The 17,642-nt window shown below is 68.4% G+C and carries 14 protein-coding genes and 2 tRNA genes; 3 read left to right on the top strand and 13 right to left on the bottom strand.

Features of this window, described 5'->3' with window-relative positions:
* The first annotated feature begins 115 nt into the window (after positions 1-115).
* Positions 116-1,951: a Stk1 family PASTA domain-containing Ser/Thr kinase gene (gene pknB, locus NI26_RS00080; protein WP_268746763.1), complete on the top strand. Its 1,836-nt coding sequence runs from the start codon at positions 116-118 to the stop codon at positions 1,949-1,951.
* A 125-nt stretch (positions 1,952-2,076) separates the two neighbouring features.
* Here pknB and NI26_RS00075 read toward each other — a convergent pair whose 3' ends face one another.
* Positions 2,077-2,721, bottom strand: coding sequence for an aminodeoxychorismate/anthranilate synthase component II (locus tag NI26_RS00075; protein ID WP_066651138.1), 645 nt, complete (start codon positions 2,719-2,721; stop codon positions 2,077-2,079).
* Positions 2,722-2,803: 82 nt separating this feature from the next.
* On the opposite strand from NI26_RS00075, the gene NI26_RS00070 reads away from it, so the two are divergent.
* Complete coding sequence (locus tag NI26_RS00070) at positions 2,804-3,058, top strand: cell division protein CrgA (RefSeq protein WP_022907010.1); 255 nt, start codon at positions 2,804-2,806, stop codon at positions 3,056-3,058.
* 404 nt (positions 3,059-3,462) lie between these two features.
* Here NI26_RS00070 and NI26_RS00065 read toward each other — a convergent pair whose 3' ends face one another.
* Positions 3,463-4,329, bottom strand: a complete 867-nt coding sequence (locus NI26_RS00065) for a rhomboid family intramembrane serine protease (RefSeq protein ID WP_066651137.1) — start codon at positions 4,327-4,329, stop codon at positions 3,463-3,465.
* A gap of 5 nt (positions 4,330-4,334) precedes the next feature.
* Complete coding sequence (locus tag NI26_RS00060) at positions 4,335-4,874, bottom strand: peptidylprolyl isomerase (RefSeq protein WP_066651135.1); 540 nt, start codon at positions 4,872-4,874, stop codon at positions 4,335-4,337.
* A 116-nt stretch (positions 4,875-4,990) separates the two neighbouring features.
* On the opposite strand from NI26_RS00060, the gene NI26_RS00055 reads away from it, so the two are divergent.
* Positions 4,991-5,566 carry a hypothetical protein gene (locus NI26_RS00055; protein ID WP_066651134.1) on the top strand — a complete coding sequence of 192 codons (576 nt, stop codon included), beginning with the start codon at positions 4,991-4,993 and terminating at the stop codon, positions 5,564-5,566.
* 628 nt (positions 5,567-6,194) lie between these two features.
* Here the strand turns inward: NI26_RS00055 and NI26_RS00050 are convergent.
* The 10 genes from NI26_RS00050 to dnaA all read right to left on the bottom strand — a co-directional run bounded on the left by NI26_RS00050 (position 6,195) and on the right by dnaA (position 17,642).
* Positions 6,195-6,267: transfer RNA gene (locus NI26_RS00050), tRNA-Ala, on the bottom strand.
* 32 nt (positions 6,268-6,299) lie between these two features.
* Positions 6,300-6,376: transfer RNA gene (locus NI26_RS00045), tRNA-Ile, on the bottom strand.
* A 76-nt stretch (positions 6,377-6,452) separates the two neighbouring features.
* Positions 6,453-6,860 carry a DUF3566 domain-containing protein gene (locus NI26_RS00040; protein ID WP_066651132.1) on the bottom strand — a complete coding sequence of 136 codons (408 nt, stop codon included), beginning with the start codon at positions 6,858-6,860 and terminating at the stop codon, positions 6,453-6,455.
* Positions 6,853-9,516 (bottom strand): DNA gyrase subunit A, encoded by a 2,664-nt coding sequence (gyrA, locus tag NI26_RS00035; RefSeq protein ID WP_066651131.1) that lies wholly within the window; start codon positions 9,514-9,516, stop codon positions 6,853-6,855. Before gyrA ends, NI26_RS00040 begins: the two co-directional genes overlap by 8 nt.
* A gap of 131 nt (positions 9,517-9,647) precedes the next feature.
* Positions 9,648-11,657, bottom strand: coding sequence for a DNA topoisomerase (ATP-hydrolyzing) subunit B (gene gyrB / locus NI26_RS00030; protein WP_066651129.1), 2,010 nt, complete (start codon positions 11,655-11,657; stop codon positions 9,648-9,650).
* Between the two features lie 133 nt (positions 11,658-11,790).
* Positions 11,791-12,291: a DUF721 domain-containing protein gene (locus tag NI26_RS00025; RefSeq protein WP_066651128.1), complete on the bottom strand. Its 501-nt coding sequence runs from the start codon at positions 12,289-12,291 to the stop codon at positions 11,791-11,793.
* On the bottom strand, positions 12,291-13,469 hold the full coding sequence (recF, locus tag NI26_RS00020) for a DNA replication/repair protein RecF (protein ID WP_066651126.1): 1,179 nt from the start codon (positions 13,467-13,469) through the stop codon (positions 12,291-12,293). Before recF ends, NI26_RS00025 begins: the two co-directional genes overlap by 1 nt.
* 33 nt (positions 13,470-13,502) lie before the next feature.
* The gene (gnd, locus tag NI26_RS00015; RefSeq protein WP_066651124.1) at positions 13,503-14,390 is read right to left on the bottom strand and encodes a phosphogluconate dehydrogenase (NAD(+)-dependent, decarboxylating); all 888 of its coding nucleotides are present in this window, start codon (positions 14,388-14,390) and stop codon (positions 13,503-13,505) included.
* Between the two features lie 69 nt (positions 14,391-14,459).
* A complete protein-coding gene (gene dnaN / locus NI26_RS00010; protein WP_066651122.1) occupies positions 14,460-15,605 on the bottom strand; it encodes a DNA polymerase III subunit beta in 1,146 nt (381 codons plus the stop codon).
* A 570-nt stretch (positions 15,606-16,175) separates the two neighbouring features.
* Positions 16,176-17,642, bottom strand: coding sequence for a chromosomal replication initiator protein DnaA (gene dnaA / locus NI26_RS00005; protein WP_066651121.1), 1,467 nt, complete (start codon positions 17,640-17,642; stop codon positions 16,176-16,178).

The raw sequence follows: 17,642 nt of genomic DNA, 5'->3' as shown, positions 1-17,642 counted from the left end.
CCCGAACGGGGGCTGTCGACACCGTTGTGTAACGGTTCGTCGGCAGCCCCCGTCGTCAGCGTTCGGGCAGGAACCCCTGCCGTACACTTGCCCGGACGAACATTCGGAGGAGTACGTGCCAGAAGGTGTGACCGCGGGGATCACGCTCCTCGCCGACCGCTACGAGATCGGTGACGTCATCGGTCGTGGGGGCATGGCGACGGTGCACGTGGGCACCGACACGCGACTCGGTCGCAAGGTGGCGGTGAAGCTCCTCAAGCCGAGCCTCGCCACGGACCCGACCTTCCGGATCCGCTTCCGGCAGGAGGCCCAGGCGGCGGCCCGCATGGCGCACCCGACGATCGTGCGCGTCTACGACGCGGGCGAGGAGACGGTCACCGAGCCCTCCGGCGCCCAGGTCCAGGTGCCCTACATCGTCATGGAGCACGTCGACGGTCGCGCACTCTCCGACGTGCTCGACGACGGCCCGCTCGACCCGGCCGAGGCGGTCCGCATCACCGAGGGGATCCTCACCGCCCTCGAGTACTCGCACCGCGCCGGCGTGGTGCACCGCGACATCAAGCCCGCGAACGTCATGGTGACGCACAGCGGCCAGGTCAAGGTGATGGACTTCGGCATCGCCCGTGCCATCACCGACACGTCCGCGACGGTCGCGCAGACGACCTCGATCCTCGGGACGGCCTCGTACTTCTCGCCGGAGCAGGCCCGCGGTGAGACCGTCGACGCCCGGACCGACCTGTACTCGACCGGCGTGCTGCTCTTCGAGCTGCTCACCGGCCGCCCGCCCTTCGTCGGCGACTCCCCGGTCGCCGTGGCCTACCAGCACGTGAGCGAGCAGCCGGTCGCGCCCTCCACGCTCGTGCCCGAGGTGTCCCCGGCGCTCGACGCGGTGACGCTGCACGCCCTGGTGAAGGACCGCACCCGTCGGTTCCAGACCGCCGCGGACTTCCGGACCGACCTGCAGCAGGCCGCCGCCGGCAAGGTCCCGGTGTCCACGCGCACGCTCCAGCAGAACGCGGCACACGACGCGTCCACGATGCTCTTCGGCGTGAACCCCCGCACGACCTCGAACCCTGCCGTGGCGTTCCGCGAGCTCGACGACGACGCCGCTGACCACCGACCCCAGCGCACGCAGAACCGCCCTCCGGTCGCCTGGATCTGGCTCGGCATCATCCTCACCGCCGCCGTCATCGCGGGCGTGGTGTTCTTCGTCGCGAACCTGCAGCCCGGCAAGGCACCGGTGTCGTCGTCGGTGTCCGTACCGAACGTCGTCGGCGCCACGTGGGACTCGGCGCGGACCGAACTCGAGAAGCGGGACCTCAGTGCCGTCGAGGTCGGCGAGAACTCCGACGACGTCGCCAAGGACACGGTCATCCGCACCGAGCCCGGGGAGGGCACGAACGTCGCCCGCAAGCAGAGCATCCGCGTCGTCGTCTCCCTGGGACCGGAGCAGGTCGCCGTCCCGGACGTCGCCAACCAGACGCAGGACGCGGCGGAACAGGCCCTGAAGGACGCCGGGTTCGCGGTCGGAGCGATCAACAGCGACTACTCGAGCGACGTGCCCGAGGGCACCGTGATGAGCAGCGACCCGGGCAGCAGCACGCAGCTGACGAAGGGTTCCGTCGTCAACCTGACGGTCTCCAACGGCAAGGTGCAGATGCCGGACGTCACGCAGCAGCCGATCAGCGCCGCCAACGAGGCACTCGCGAACCTCGGGCTGAAGGTCGTGGCGTCCCCGACGTACACGTGCACGGGCAGCACCGTGGTGCAGCAGAGCGTGCCGCAGGGCGACGTCGCGCAGGGCAGCACCATCACGCTGACGTACTGCGCAGCCTCGGCACAGCGGCCGTCGCAGGCGCCGTCCGTCCCCGACCGGGGTGGCGACGACAGCAGCGGTAGTGACGGTGGCGGCGGCAGCGGGACCGTCCAGGGCGGCGGCGCCGGACAGTAGTCCGCTCCGTCACGTCGGCTGCGGCGGGCGTCCGTCCGTCGGCCTGGAGGCACGCGGCAGCATCCCCGCGGACGTCGCCTGCGCCGGTGGTCACCGGACGCGTCGGCGGTCGTACCGCTCCGGCGTCAGGACCGGTGTTCGGCGATCAGCGGGTTGAGCGCTGCGGCCCGCTCGGCAGCACCGGTCAGACCGGTGGTCTCGAGCCAGTTGCCGACCATCCGGTACCCGCCCTCGGTGAGGACGGACTCCGGGTGGAACTGCACGCCGTACACCGGGTGGTCACGATGCTGCACGCCCATGATCACCCCACCTGCGGTCCGCGCCGTGACGGTGAGCTCGTCGGGCACCGTCCCGTCGACGATCGCGAGCGAGTGGTACCGCGTGGCGGTGAACGGGTGCGGGACACCGGCGAAGAGCACGCTGTCGTCGTGGTCGACCTGCGAGGTCTTCCCGTGCATGAGTTCCTCGGCGTGGGTCACCGTGGCGCCCATGGCTTCAGCGATCGCCTGGTGCCCGAGGCACACGCCGAGCAGCGGGGTCTCGGCGTCGACGGCCGCACGCACGGTGGGGATCGAGACACCGGCGTCCGCGGGGGTGCCCGGCCCGGGCGAGAGCAGCACACCGTCGTAGTCGGCGATGCGCTCGGCGATCTCGTCCTCGGGGAACGCGTCGTTCCGGACGACGTCGGTGTCCGCACCGAGCTGCTGCAGGTAGCCGTTGAGCGTGTAGACGAAGCTGTCGTAGTTGTCGACGACGAGGATCTTGGTCATGGTCGGATCACCGTACTCGTGGGGGATGTGCGCGGGCTGCTGAGGGTCTTCCCACAGACGTGGTCACGGTAGGATACCGGCCATGGCCAAGGACAAGGACCGCACCAAGCCCGCCCGGAGGACCCGAGCCGACTCGGTCGACACGGCGGGCGACCAGCCCAACCCCGTGTGGTTCAAGCCGGTCATGTTCGGCTTCATGCTCATCGGGCTGGCCTGGGTCATCGTCTTCTACATCTCGAACACGACCCTGCCCGTACCGTCGCTCGGGTCGTGGAACATCCTGATCGGCTTCGGGATCATGTTCATCGGGTTCCTCATGACCACGCGGTGGCGCTGACCGCCGCCCAGCATCTCCCGACGCCCGTCGTACCGCCCGGTACGGCGGGCGTCGTCGTTCGCCCCGGCCCGTCCCCTCCCGGCCCGTCCTGTCCCGGCCCGTCCCGTCTCGGCCCGGGTTCCTGCTCGCTGTCCACAAGCCCGACAGCACCCGGACGCATCCGTCCACACCCGCAACCGCGTTCTCCACAGTTGTCCACACTTTCCACACGGCCATCCACACCATGGCCCCCGAGTTGTCCACAGGCCCGTCCACAGTGGGGATAATCACACCCGTGTAACTCACCGAGTTGTCCCCAACTGTGGAGAACTCGCCGGAGGGCTGTGGAAAGCGGCCTCCGGAGACGCAGAACGCCCCGCCCCACACTGTGGTGGGACGGGACGTCCTGAGCGGCGGCGGACTCGTCAGCCGATCGCGTAGCCACCGATGCTGATGTACGCGGCGCCGATCCCGGCCACGAGCAGGACCGCTTCGGCGACGAGGAGCCCGACCTGCAGGCCACGCTGCCGGACGTTCCGGGTCTTCGAGAAGACGAAGCCCGTGACGAACCCGAGCACGATGCCACCGACGTGGGCCTGCCACGAGATGTTGGTCCCGGGCAGGAAGCCGACGACGAGGTTGAGCCCCATGATGACGAGCAGCTGGACGGCGTTGTAGCCGAGGCTGCGCTGGATCACGAAGAACGCCGCGAACAGCCCGAAGATCGCACCCGAGGCACCGACCACCGGCGTACCGGGGGTCAGCAGGGACACCGCGAGGTCACCGCCGAGGCCCGCCAGGAAGTACAGCGCGACGAAGCGCCACGTGCCGAGGAGGTTCTCGAGGATCCGCCCGAAGATGAACACCGCGAGCATGTTGAACCCGATGTGGAAGATCGACGAGTGGACGAACAGCCCCGTGACGAGGCGCCACGGCTGTGTCCCGACCAACGGCGTCCAGTAGCTGAGCCACTGGTTGACGACGTTGCCGGACAGCAGGTTCAGCAGCCAGATCACGACCGACACGGCGATGATCACCGTGGTCGCCTTCTGGTCCATCATCGCGAACCGACGACGGGCGACGGTCAGGCCGCCCGGGGCCCCGGAGGCACGACGGTTCGCCTGGAACTGCGCGCGCTGTTCACGCACGCACTCCGGGCAGTGCACGCCGACGGCCGCCGGCGTCTGGCACTCGGTGCAGATCGTCCGCCCGCACCGCTGGCACAGGATGAAGCTCTGCCGGTCCGGGTGCCGGTAGCAGTAGTTGTCCCGCCCCGGGGCCTGGTCGGTCACCGGGTTCAGACGTCCTCGACGTCGATGCTCTCGATGACGACGTCCTCGACGGGCTTGTCGCGACCGTCGGTCGGCACGCCCTCGATCGCGTCGACGACCGCGCGCGACTCGTCGTCGGCGACCTCACCGAAGATGGTGTGCTTGCCCTGCAGCCAGGGGGTCGCCACGGTCGTGATGAAGAACTGCGAGCCGTTCGTGCCGCGCCCGCCCTGGATGCCGGCGTTCGCCATCGCGAAGATGTACGGCTCCTGGAAGGTGAGCTCCGGGTGGATCTCGTCGTCGAAGCGGTAGCCCGGACCACCGATGCCCTGACCGAGCGGGTCGCCGCCCTGGATCATGAAGTCCTTGATGATGCGGTGGAAGACGACACCGTCGTAGAGCTTGTCGGTCGAGACCTTGCCCGTGCCGGGGTGCGTCCACTCCTGCTTGCCGGTCGCGAGGTCGACGAAGTTCTTGACGGTCTTCGGGGCGTGGTTGCCGAACAGGTTGACGCGGATGTCGCCCTTGTTCGTGTGGATCGTTGCGACAGCGGTGTGCAGAGACATGTGTCGATTCTCGCATGCACTCCTGACGGTGACACGGATCACACAGCCGACGATCCGTGACCTGTCAGGGTGCTCGGTGGCAGGATGGGGTCACGCCGATCCGATGGAGGTACCAGATGACGACGATCGAGATCCCGCGCAAGCGTCGGAAGCAGATCAAGAAGCTCAAGGGCAAGACGGCCTCGCTCCTCGGCGAGCAGCGCAAGGTCCTCGAGCACGCGAACGCGATCCTCGCCGAGGCCCGCTCGCACGCTGCTGACGCAGCCCGCAAGGACATCGCCCCCCGCGTGCAGAACGCGATCGACAACGGGATCCGTCCCGCCGTCGCGACGGGCGTGCACGCAGCGACCTCGGCCGCGCACAGCGCGTCGCACCGCTTCCAGACCGAGGTCGTCCCCGGCCTCGTGGCGACCGCTGGTTCGGTGATGAGCGTGAAGGACCTCGCGAAGGACCCGCGCGTCAAGAAGATCGTGAAGGACGCCCAGAAGAAGGGCAAGAAGGCGAAGAAGGCCGCGGCGAAGTACACGCCGGGGCAGCAGAAGAAGGGCCTCGGGTTCGGTGGGGTCGCCCTCATCGTCGTCGGTGTGGTCGCCGTTGCCGGTGCCGCGTACGCCGCCTACCAGACGCTCCGCGCCGACGACGACCTCTGGGTCGCCGACGACGCCGACACGGCGGAGAAGCCCGCCGCCTGACCTCCCGGTTCGTACGAAGGGCCCCGGCGCCGCGCCGGGGCCCTTCGTCGTCCCCGGCCGTCCCGCACGCCGCAGAACCTGCCCCGGCCCCGGCCCCATGCCACCTGCCCCGAGCCCCGAGCCCCGAACCCCGAACCCCGAGCCCCGAACGGGCGACATACGGCCCGCTCACCGCTGAGACTCGACGAGAAGAACCCTGTCGACGCCCCGCACGCGGCACGTCCTGCCCGCTCGGCAGCCCCAGCCTCAGGCACAGCACCGGCCCCAGCCTCAGGCACAGGCCCGGCCTCAGCCCCAGCCACAGCCACAGCCACAGCCACAGACTGGAGGCACGCCCTCATCCCGTCAGCCGCTGATGCGCCGTCGCGCAACATGCCGCCGTCGCTTGCCCAGGTGCCACGACATGCCGCGTCGAAGCACCACAGACGGCATGTCGTGCGCCAGCGCCGGGCCGAACGCCCGCAGCGGCAGCACCCCTCGCCCGAAGACGACCGAGACGACCATCCCGCAGCGGCAACGCCCGGAAGAAGGCGACCATCGCGGAGCGGCGCGCCGGAGGCGCCGACGAACACGACGACCGAAACCGGCGGAGCGAGGAACGAGCGGAGCAGTATCCGCCCTGAGGGAGTGGAGCCTGGGAGAATCGAACTCCCGACATCCTGCTTGCAAAGCAGGCGCTCTACCAACTGAGCTAAGGCCCCGTGAGGACCAGCGTACTGGTCCCGGTGGGAAGTGGTGGGGCTACAAGGACTTGAACCTTGGACCTCTTCGTTATCAGCGAAGCGCTCTAACCGCCTGAGCTATAGCCCCTCAGACCAGAAGAAAGCCTACCGTACCGATCTCGGAGAACGAAATCGAGGGGCGACTGCCGTCCGGCCCGGGTGTGTCAGTTGTTCGTGAAGCCCACGAGCAGGCCGCCCGTGATCCGCACACTGAGGTTGTAGAGGACACTCACGATCGCGCCGAGCACGGTGCCGACGACCACGTTGAGGATGCCCACCACGACCGAGAACCCGAGGACCTGCCCGAGCGAGAACTGGTCCATGATCGAGTAGCTGTTCTGCCCGGTGACGTCCTTGAGCAGGGCGTCGATCTGGGTGAACACACCGGTCTGGTTGAGGATGACCCAGACCAGCGCGGTCGCGACGATGATCACGATCGAACCGGCGAGCGCGATGAGGAAGCTCAGCTTCACCATCGACCAGAAGTCGAGGTACACCAGACGCAGGCGGACCTGCCGGGTACCGCTGGGACGTTTCGCCTTCTTCTGGAGCTTCTCGGCGACACTACTCATTGTTCGACTGGTCCTCTCCGGCCTCGTCCTCGACAGGCTCGGTGTCGGCGGGGTCGGCGGGTTCGGGGGCCGCTTCGTCAGGGCTCACCGTCTCCACCGGGCCCGCAGGCTCGATCTCGGGGTCGGCGTCGTCCTGGTCATCCAGGTTCCGCTCGCTGTTCCGGGCCACCGCGATGATCCGGTCGTTCTCCGCGAACCTCGCGAAGACCACACCCATCGTGTCGCGACCCTTGGCGGGCACCTCGGACACGGCAGACCTTACCACCTTGCCCGATTGCAGCACGACGAGCACCTCGTCGTCCTCGCCGACGATGAGCGCCCCCACGAGGTCGCCCCGATCGGCGGCCAGCTTGGCCACCTTGATGCCGAGACCACCGCGGCCCTGCACCCGGTACTGGTCGACCGAGGTGCGCTTGGCGTAGCCGCCCTCGGTCATCACCCACACGTAGCCGTCGTCCGACACCACACGTGCGGCGAGCAGTGCGTCGTCGCCGCGGAAGGACATGCCCTTCACGCCGGAGGTCGACCGGCCCATCGGACGGAGGGTGTCGTTGGTCGCCGTGAAGCGGAGCGACATGCCGTGCTTCGACACGAGCAGCAGGTCGTCGGTCTCGTCGACGAGCAGCGCCTGGCGGAGCTTGTCGCCCTCGCGGAGGTTGATCGCGATGATGCCGCCGGTGCGGTTGGTGTCGTACTCGGTCAGCGCGGTCTTCTTGACCAGACCCTGCTCGGTCGCGAGCACGAGGTACTGCGCCGCCTCGTAGTCGCGGATGTCGAGCACCTGCTGGATCTGCTCGTCGGGCTGCATGGCGAGCAGGTTGGCGACGTGCTGCCCCTTGGCGTCACGGCTCGCCTCCTGCAGCTCGTACGCCTTGGCGCGGTACACGCGACCCTGGTCGGTGAGGAAGAGCAGCCAGTGGTGGGTCGTCGTGACGAAGAAGTGCTCGACGATGTCGTCCGCGCGGAGCTGCGCACCCTTGACGCCGCGACCGCCGCGGTGCTGCGACCGGTAGTTGTCGCTCCGCGTGCGCTTGACGTACCCGCCGCGGGTGATGGTGACGACCATCTCCTCTTCCGGGATGAGGTCCTCGATGGACATGTCACCGTCGTAGCCGAGCATGATCTCGCTGCGACGGTCGTCCCCGAAGCGGTCGACGATCTCGGCGAGCTCGTCGCCGATGATCGTGCGCTGCCGGGTCTCCGACGCCAGGATGTCCTGGAAGTCGGCGATCTTGCGCTCGAGTTCCTCGGCCTCGTCGTGGATCTTCTGGCGCTCGAGGGCGGCCAGGCGGCGGAGCTGCAGCTCGAGGATCGCGCGTGCCTGGATCTCGTCGACGGACAGCAGGTCCATCAGGCCGGTCCGCGCCTCCTCGACGTCGGGCGACCGACGGATGAGCGCGATGACCTCGTCGAGGGCGTCGAGCGCCGCGAGGTAGCCGCGCAGGATGTGCGCGCGCTTCTCGGCCTCGCGGAGCCGGTACTGGGTACGGCGGACGATGACGTCGATCTGGTGGTCGACCCACGCCGAGATGAAGCCGTCGAGCGACAGCGTGCGCGGCACCCCGTCGACGATGGCGAGCATGTTCGCGCCGAAGTTCTCCTGCAGCTGCGTGTGCTTGTACAGGTTGTTGAGCACGACCTTCGCCACCGCGTCGCGCTTCAGCACGATGACCAGGCGCTGACCGGTGCGGCCGGAGGTCTCGTCGCGGATGTCCGCGATGCCGGCGAGCTTGCCGTCCTTCACGCCCTCGGCGATGCGGATCGCCAGGTTGTCCGGGTTCACCTGGTACGGCAGCTCGGTGACGACCAGGCACGTGCGGCCCTGGATCTCCTCGACGTTGACGACCGCGCGCATCGTGATCGAGCCACGACCGGTGCGGTAGGCGTCCTGGATGCCCTTCGTGCCGAGGATCTGCGCGCCGGTCGGGAAGTCCGGGCCCTTGATCCGCTGCATGAGCGCGCCGAGGAGCTCCTCGCGCGTCGCGTCCGGGTGCGCGAGCGCCCACTGGGCGCCCTCGGCGACCTCGCGCAGGTTGTGCGGGGGGATGTTCGTGGCCATGCCGACCGCGATGCCGACCGACCCGTTGACGAGCAGGTTCGGGAAGCGCGCCGGCAGGATCGACGGCTCCTGCGTGCGGCCGTCGTAGTTGTCCTGGAAGTCGACGGTGTCCTCGTCGATGTCCCGGACCATCTCCATGGCGAGCGGTGCCATCTTGGTCTCGGTGTACCGCGGGGCCGCGGCGCCGTCGTTGCCCGGGGACCCGAAGTTGCCCTGGCCGAGCGCGAGCGGGTACCGGAGCGACCACGGCTGCACGAGGCGGACGAGCGCGTCGTAGATCGCGCTGTCGCCGTGCGGGTGGAACTGGCCCATGACGTCACCGACGACGCGGGAGCACTTCGAGAACGCCCGGTCCGGCCGGTAGCCGCCGTCGAACATCGCGTAGATGACGCGGCGGTGGACCGGCTTCAGGCCGTCACGGACCTCCGGCAGCGCACGTCCGACGATGACGGACATCGCGTAGTCGAGGTACGACCGCTGCATCTCGAGCTGCAGGTCGACCTGCGAGATGCGGTCGCCGGAGACCACGATGTCGCCTACCTCGCCGTGCACGATCTCGGGCTGCTCGTCGGCGCCGTTCTCGTTGTCGTCAGCCATGTGGCTTGGTCACCTTTCTGGTGGCCCTCCGGTCGTCGGCCGGGAGGCACTGGTTCCGTCGGTCGCGCCGGGCGCGACCACAGGGGGTCGGGACTGGTCGACGCGGCTGGCACCGCGCCTCCAGGCCGGTACTAGATGTCGAGGAAGCGGACGTCCTTGGCGTTCTGCTGGATGAACTGGCGTCGCGACTCGACGTCCTCACCCATCAGCGTCGCGAAGACGCTGTCGACCGCGGCGGCGTCCTCGAGCGTGACCTGCAGGAGCGTGCGGGTGTCCGGGTTCATCGTGGTGTCCCAGAGCTCCTTGTAGTCCATCTCGCCCAGACCCTTGTAGCGCTGGATCCCGTTGTCCTTCGGGATGCGCTTGCCGGCGGCGATGCCCGCCTGCATCAGGGCGTCGCGCTCCCGGTCGCTGAACACGTACTCGTGCGCCGCGTTCGACCACTTCAGGCGGTACAGCGGCGGCTGTGCGAGGTACACGTACCCGCGCTCGATGAGCGGACGCATGTAGCGGAAGAGCAGCGTGAGCAGCAGCGTCGTGATGTGCTGGCCGTCGACGTCGGCATCGGCCATCAGCACGATCTTGTGGTACCGGGCCTTGTCCGGGTCGAAGTCCTCGCCGATGCCGGCGCCGAACGCCGTGATCATCGACTGGATCTCCTGGTTGGCCAGGGCGCGGTCGAGGCGGGCCTTCTCGACGTTGAGGATCTTGCCGCGCAGCGGCAGGATCGCCTGGGTCATGGGGTTGCGGCCCTGCACGGCGGAACCACCGGCGGAGTCGCCCTCGACCATGAAGATCTCCGACAGCGTCGGGTCCTTCGACTGGCAGTCCTTGAGCTTGCCGGGCATGCCGCCCGACTCGAGCAGCCCCTTGCGCCGGGTGGTCTCGCGGGCCTTGCGGGCGGCGAGCCGGGCCTGCGACGCCTGGATCGCCTTCCGCACGACGTCGCGCGCCTGGGCCGGGTTGCTCTCGAACCAGTGGGTGAGCTCGGTGCCGACGACGCGCTGCACGAACGACTTCGCCTCGGTGTTGCCGAGCTTGGTCTTCGTCTGGCCCTCGAACTGCGGCTCGCCGAGCTTCACGGAGATGACGGCGGTCAGCCCTTCGCGGATGTCGTCACCCGTGAGGTTGTCGTCCTTCTCCTTGATGATCTTGGTCTCGCGGGCGTACCGGTTGACCAGGCTCGTCAGGGCCGCACGGAAGCCCTCTTCGTGGGTGCCGCCCTCGTGCGTGTTGATCGTGTTCGCGAAGGTGTGGACGCTCTCCTGGTAGGAGGTGTTCCACTGCATGGCGATCTCGAGCGCGATCTTGCGCTCGGTGTCCTCGGCCTCGATCGCGATGACGTCGGGGTGGACGAGGTCGGCCTTCTTCTGCGCGTTGAGGTACTCGACGTAGTCGGGCAGCCCGCGCTCGTAGCGGAAGGAGTCACGGCGCGACTCCTCGCCCTCGTCCGGGGTGCGCTCGTCGGTGAGGTTGATGCGGAGGCCCTTGTTGAGGAAGGCCATCTGCTGGAAGCGCGTGCGCAGCGTCTCGTAGTCGAACTCGACGGTCTCGAAGATGTCGGCGTTCGGCCAGAACGTGATCGTGGTGCCGGTCACGTCGGTCTCCTCGTCCTTCGAGACGGGGGCGACCGGGACGCCGTCGGTGTAGCTCTGGCGCCAGACGTGGCCCTGGCGGCGGACCTCGACGTCGAGCTCGGAGCTCAGGGCGTTCACGACGGAGGAGCCCACGCCGTGCAGACCACCGGACACCGCGTACCCGCCGCCACCGAACTTGCCGCCGGCGTGCAGGACGGTGAGGACGACCTGGAGCGTCGAGACACCCTCGGCCGCGTGGGTGTCGACCGGGATGCCACGGCCGTTGTCGACCACGCGGACGCCGCCGTCCTCGCGGATGGTGACGTCGATCGTGTCGCAGTAGCCGGCCAGTGCTTCGTCGACGGAGTTGTCGACGATCTCCTGCACCAGGTGGTGGAGACCGCGCGGACCCGTCGAACCGATGTACATGCCCGGGCGCTTGCGGACCGCCTCGAGCCCCTCCAGCACCTGAATCTGGTCTGCGCCGTACGATGGTTCCGTCGGTGGAGCCTGCTCGGTCTCGTCCTGCGGGATCGTCCGGTCGTCGTCAGATTCTGATGCCATGTCGGGATTGCTCCTGCCTGCGCGCGGAACGCCCGCACACTGCACTCGCCAGTCTACCGCAGGAGCCCCTCTCCACGGGGCTCATCCGCCCGCTGGACGGGTGTTCTTCATCCCCGAGGACGATTTCGTCGCGTCAACCGTAGGTGTCGCGAGGACCACGCCCCTGGACGGTCCTGGGACCGCGTTTCCAGGTGGGGACGTCCGGGCCGGAAACCCGGATCGACTGCACGCCCGCTCCCGGGTGCCGCTCGGCGATCGTCGTCGTCACGGTCGCGCGCATCAGACGGAGCTGCGTCGCCCATGCCGTCGAGTCGCAGCGGATGACGAGCGTGCCGTCGTCGATCGTCATCGGGCGCGAGTGCTTCGCGAGTTCGTCGCCCACCACGGCGGGCCAGTCGACGAAGAGCTCCGAGCGCGCCAACGGCTCCGACCACCCGAGTTCCTGGGCCAGCGCGCCGACCACGTCGCCGAGCCCCCGGGGTTCGCGACCCTTGCCGTACGGGACCGTGTCGGCGTCGAGCTCGCGGGACCGGCGACGTCGGGCGTCGACGGTGCGGAGGGACGGGTCGCCGAACACGGCGCGCAGGTGCCGGTACACCCGCGAGGGCTCGGAGGGCTTCCACGGCTTGGGCATCAGGCGCGAGCCTCGTCCGTCACGATCGTGCCCGCCTCGATCCGGACGGTGTGGGCGGCGAGCTGGTCGGGCACGTCCCCGAACACCGCGGCGGTGATGAGCACCTGCTCGTAGTCGGCGACCGCCCCCGCCAACCGTTCACGCCGTGACTCGTCGAGCTCGGCGAACACGTCGTCGAGGATGATGATCGGGTCGCCGAGCGTCGACTCCGCCCGGAGCACCGCGGCGCCGGCGAGCTTGATCGCGAGGGCGAACGACCACGACTCGCCGTGGCTGGCGTACCCGCGCGCAGGTAACCCGTTCAGCTGGAAGAGCACGTCGTCGCGGTGCGGTCCGACGAGGGTCAGTCCGCGGTCGAGTTCGTCCCGACGCCGACGCTCGAGCGCACCACGGAAGGCCTCGGCCGCAGCGGCGACGGACACCGGTTCGTCCGGCGTCCCGAGCACCGGGTCGGTCGCGGCAGCGTCCTCGGGGTCACCGCCGCGCACGCTGAGCACACCCGAGATGGTCGCCTCGTGCCGTTCGCCGGCGACGGTGGCGTAGGCCTCGGTCACGAACGGCGCGAGGCGACGGGTGAGGTGGTCGCGGGCCGCGATGATCTCGGAACCGAACGCGACGAGCCGGTCGTCCCAGACGTCCAGCGTCGCGAGGGACCCCGACCGCGCACCGGTCGCCCGTGCCGACTTCAGCAGGGTGTTCCGCTGCTTGAGCGTCCGGTCGTAGTCGGCGAGCACGCCCTGCATCCGGGGTGCGATCTGACCGAGCAGCTCGTCCAGCATGCGCCGACGGCCCGAGGGCTCACCGCGGACGAGGGCCAGGTCCTCGGGGGCGAAGAGCACGCTGGTGCAGTACCGCGGCAGTTCGCGGGGCTTGATCGCGGCCCGGTTGACCTGGGCTCGGTTCGACCCCGTGCGGTTGATCTGCACCTCGGCCAGGATGCTGCGGTCCTCGTGCGCCAGTCGAGCGCGCACGATCGCAGCGTCGCAGCCCTGACGGACGAGGGCGGCATCGGTCGGCACCCGGTGCGACCCGAGGGTCGAGAGGTAGCCGATCGCCTCGACCAGGTTGGTCTTGCCCTGTCCGTTCCGCCCGACGAACAGGTTCGGCCCGCGTGCGAGGTCGACGTCCGCCTCCCGGTAGTTCCGGAAGTCGGTGAGTTGCAGGTGGTCGACGTGCACGCGGGCCGGGACGAGCTCAGGTGGTGACCTGAACTACGCCTTCTTCACGGCGTGACCGCCGAACTGGTTGCGCAGGGCCGCGACGGCCTTCATCGTCGGGGACGCACTGCCCTGACGCGAGACGAAGCGCGCGAAGATCGACGCGGAGATGGTCGGCATCGGCACGGCGTGCTCGATGGCCTCCTCCACCGTCCAACGGCCCTCGCCGGAGTCGTCGACGTAGCCCTCGATGGCGTCGAGCTTCGGGTCCTCGTTCAGCGCGAGGACCATCAGGTCGAGCAGCCAGGAGCGCACGACGGTGCCGCGCTGCCACCCGGCGAAGACCGCGGGGACGTCCTTGATGATGTCCTTGGCCTCGAGGAGCTCGTAGCCCTCGCCGTACGCCTGCATGATCGCGTACTCGATGCCGTTGTGGACCATCTTGGCGTAGTGACCGGCGCCGACGGGGCCGGCGTGCGAGAAGCCCTCCTCGCGGGGGCCCTCGGGGCGGAGCGCGTCGAAGACCGGCATGGCGAACTCGACGTCCTCGGGGGCGCCACCGACCATCAGGCCGTAGCCGTTGTCCTTGCCCCAGACACCGCCGGAGACACCGGCGTCCATGTACCGGATGCCCTTGGCGTCGAGCTGCTCGGCGTGGATCGTGTCGTCCAGCCACTTCGAGTTGCCACCGTCGATGACGAGGTCGCCCTCGCCCAGGACGCCGGCGAGGTCCGTGATCACGTCGTCGGTGATCTTGCCGTGCGGGACCATGACCCACACGAGCTTCTTGCCCTCGGGCAGTGCGGCTGCCAGGGCGCCGAGGTCCGCGACGTCGGAGACGGCGGGGTTCGCGTCGTACCCGGTGACCTCGATGCCTGCGTTGCGGAGACGGGCACGCATGTTGTTGCCCATGCGACCGAGGCCGACAAGACCGATGTGCATGATTTCCTCTTCTGTTCGTCGTCGCGCTGGTGGCCAGAGGCGCGTCAGCGCAGTGGTACGGCTGTTGCGCTATCGCAGCAGGAGATTGGGCTGCAGCAGGTACCGGTATCCGTCCGTCGCCGCGGCCTCTTGCGAGGTCTGCCCGGTGATGAGCACCGGACCCGGCTTGTTGGGGTTCTCCGTCTTGGTGAAGGAGATGCGGACGAACTCGGAGTGCACCGCGTTCAACCCGTCCAGGAGGAAGGCGGGCTTCAGCGAGACCACCGTTTCCTCCCCGGTCAGCAACGCACTGATCGACTCTGACGCCTGCGCTTGTTCGGATCCGATCGCCTCGAGCGTGAGCCCGTCGACCGAGAAGGAGAACCGGAGCGCCGCTTCGCGCTCCAGGACGAGGGAGACCCGTCGGACGGCCTCGACGAGTTCAGCGGTGTTGATCACCGCGTGGTCGTTCACCGTCTCGGGGAAGAGCCGGCGGACCGGCGGGTAGTTGCCCTTGATGAGCAGCGAGGTCACGGTCTTGTCGTCGGCGTGGAACGCGATGAGCTCGCGGTCCGACGACCCGCTGATCGAGACCGACACCGTGGACGCCGACCCGAACGTGCGGCCGACCTCCTGCAGGGTGCGAGCGGGGACGAGCGCGTGCAGCGGGTCGGATCCGACACGACCGGAGTCCCACGCGATCGTGCGGACCGCGACGCGGTAGCGGTCGGTCGCGATGAGCGACAGGTCGTTGTCGCCGACCTCGAGCTGCACACCCGTGATGACCGGGGTGACGTCGTCGCGGCTCGCCGCGACGGCCACCTGGGACACGGCCTCGGAGAAGGCGTCGCCGGGGACGACCCCGGTCTGCTCACCGATCTCCGGCAGCGTCGGGTACTCCTCGACCGGCATGGACAGCAGCGTGAAGTGCGCCGATCCGCAGGTGACGGAGATCTTCGTGTCCTCGGTGGTGAAGGTCACCGGGGCGTTCGGCAGTCGGCTCGAGATGTCGTTGAGCAGACGGCCGGAGACGAGCACGGTGCCCGGTTCGTCGATCTGCGCCGTGATCGAGGTCTGCGCCGAGACCTCGTAGTCGAACGACGACAGCGTGAGCCGATCGCCCTCGGCGTGGATGAGGACTCCGGACAGGATCGGGAGGGTCGTGCGCTGTGGGAGGAGCTTCACCGCGAAGGAGACGGCTTCGGAGAAGACGTCCCGGTTGACCTCGAACTTCACAGCTGGGACCCCTGTCGATCGGTGCGGACTGTCCGGCCGCCCCATTGTGGCACAGCGGAGCAGGGCACGGATTTCTTGTCATCCCGCCGTCCACAAGGTTGGCCCGCGGAACTTCATCGTTAACCAGGATCAATGGTGTTAACGCCTGTGCACAGTGTGGATAACTCTGTGCATCCCGCTTCTCCACAGGGAACTACACACGTGTGAGTTGTGAGTACCGTGTTGGCAGCGTCTGGATGAACAGATCTCATCTATCCGCTTCCATCCCCAGTCTCCACAGGTGGGTACAGAACTGTGAACAACCGGACCGCGTGTCCTCCACAGTTATCCACAGGCTTTCCACACTGGGGGAAACTCGGCGCATGGAACCGTCTCAGATGGTGGATGCGCGCCGAGGCGGGCCGATCCGGGGCCGTGGGGCGGGCCTCCCGGTCGGACACCGGTGCGACGGATGTCGGGTCGAGGGGAGACGACGGACGGGAGGCACGGTGCCGTGTCGCACCGTGCCTCCCGTCCGTCAGCTGGTCGCGTCCGCGTCCTGCTCGCGTCCGCGTCCTGCTCGCGTCCGCGTCAGCGGTAGCGGCGGTCCTGCTTGATGCGGCTCGTCAGCTCGGTGACCTGGTTGTAGATCGACCGTCGTTCCTTCATCAGCTCGGTGATCTTCTTGTTCGCGTACATGACCGTGGTGTGGTCGCGGTTGCCGAACAGCTGCCCGATCTTCGGCAGCGACAGGCTCGTCATCTCACGGCACAGGTACATGGCGATCTGCCGCGCGGTCGCGATCGCCTGCGACCGGGACGAGCCGTACAGGTCGTCGACCGAGAGCTTGAAGTACTCCGCGGTGTGGTTGATGATGTCCGTCGGCGCGATCACGTTGTCGTCGTCGAGGGTGATCAGGTCCTTGAGGACCGTCTGCACCAGGGCCATGTCGACGGCCGTCCGGTTCAGGCTCGCGAACGCCGTGACGCGGATGAGCGTCCCCTCGAGCTCACGGATGTTGCTCGAGACCTTCGACGCCATGAACTCGAGGATGTCGTCGGGGACCTGCAGGTGGTCGGACTGCGCCTTCTTGCGCAGGATCGCGATGCGCGTCTCGAGGTCCGGCGCCTGCACGTCCGTGATGAGGCCCCACTCGAACCGCGAGCGCATCCGGTCCTCGAAGCCGGTCAGGTGCTTCGGCGCGACGTCCGACGTGATCACGACCTGCTTGTTGTGGTCGTGCAGCGTGTTGAACGTGTGGAAGAAGGCCTCCTGCGTGGAGTCCTTCCCCTGCAGGAACTGGATGTCGTCGATCAGCAGGATGTCGATGTCGCGGTAGCGCTGCTGGAACTGGTTCGACCGGTTGTTCGCGATCGAGTTGATGAAGTCGTTGGTGAACTCCTCGCTCGACACGTACCGGACACGGATGCCCGGGTAGAGGCTCTCGGCGTAGTGGCCGATCGCGTGGAGGAGGTGCGTCTTGCCGAGACCGGAGTCGCCGTAGATGAAGAGCGGGTTGTACGCCTTGGCCGGAGCTTCGGCGACCGCGACCGCGGCGGCGTGGGCGAAGCGGTTCGACGAGCCGATGACGAAGTTGTCGAAGTTGTACTTCGGGTTGAGTCGTGACTCGGGGCGACCACCGGTGCCCGGGGAGTCGATCTGGCTCGGGACGAACGGTGCCTCGATGTACTGGCGGGGTGCCGCGCTCTGCTCCACCGGCGCCTGCACCGGCTCCGCGTACTCGGGGACGTGGCTCGGGACGACCGCCTCGACCCGCGGTTCCGACGCCATGTCCGGGTTCACCGTGATGGCGAAGTTCGCGACCGAGTCGTCACCGACCCGCGACACGGCCTCGGTGATCGGGACGCGGATCCGCTGCTCGAGCATGCCCCGTGTCAGGTCGTTGGGGACCTCGAGGTAGAGGGTGCCGGCGAGCACGCCCTTCGGTTCGACCAGGTTGAGGAAGCCGTGCAGCTGCGGGGTGATGCGGTCGTCCTCGGAGAGGAGGCCCAGGACGGAGGACCAGAGGTCCTCGACGGGGTCGGCCGGCATCGTCAT

It is taken from the genome of Curtobacterium sp. MR_MD2014 (assembly GCF_000772085.1).
GTDB lineage: Bacteria > Actinomycetota > Actinomycetes > Actinomycetales > Microbacteriaceae > Curtobacterium.
Note: the sequence above shows the minus strand (reverse complement) of the source record. Positions and strands in the feature narration are given on the sequence as shown.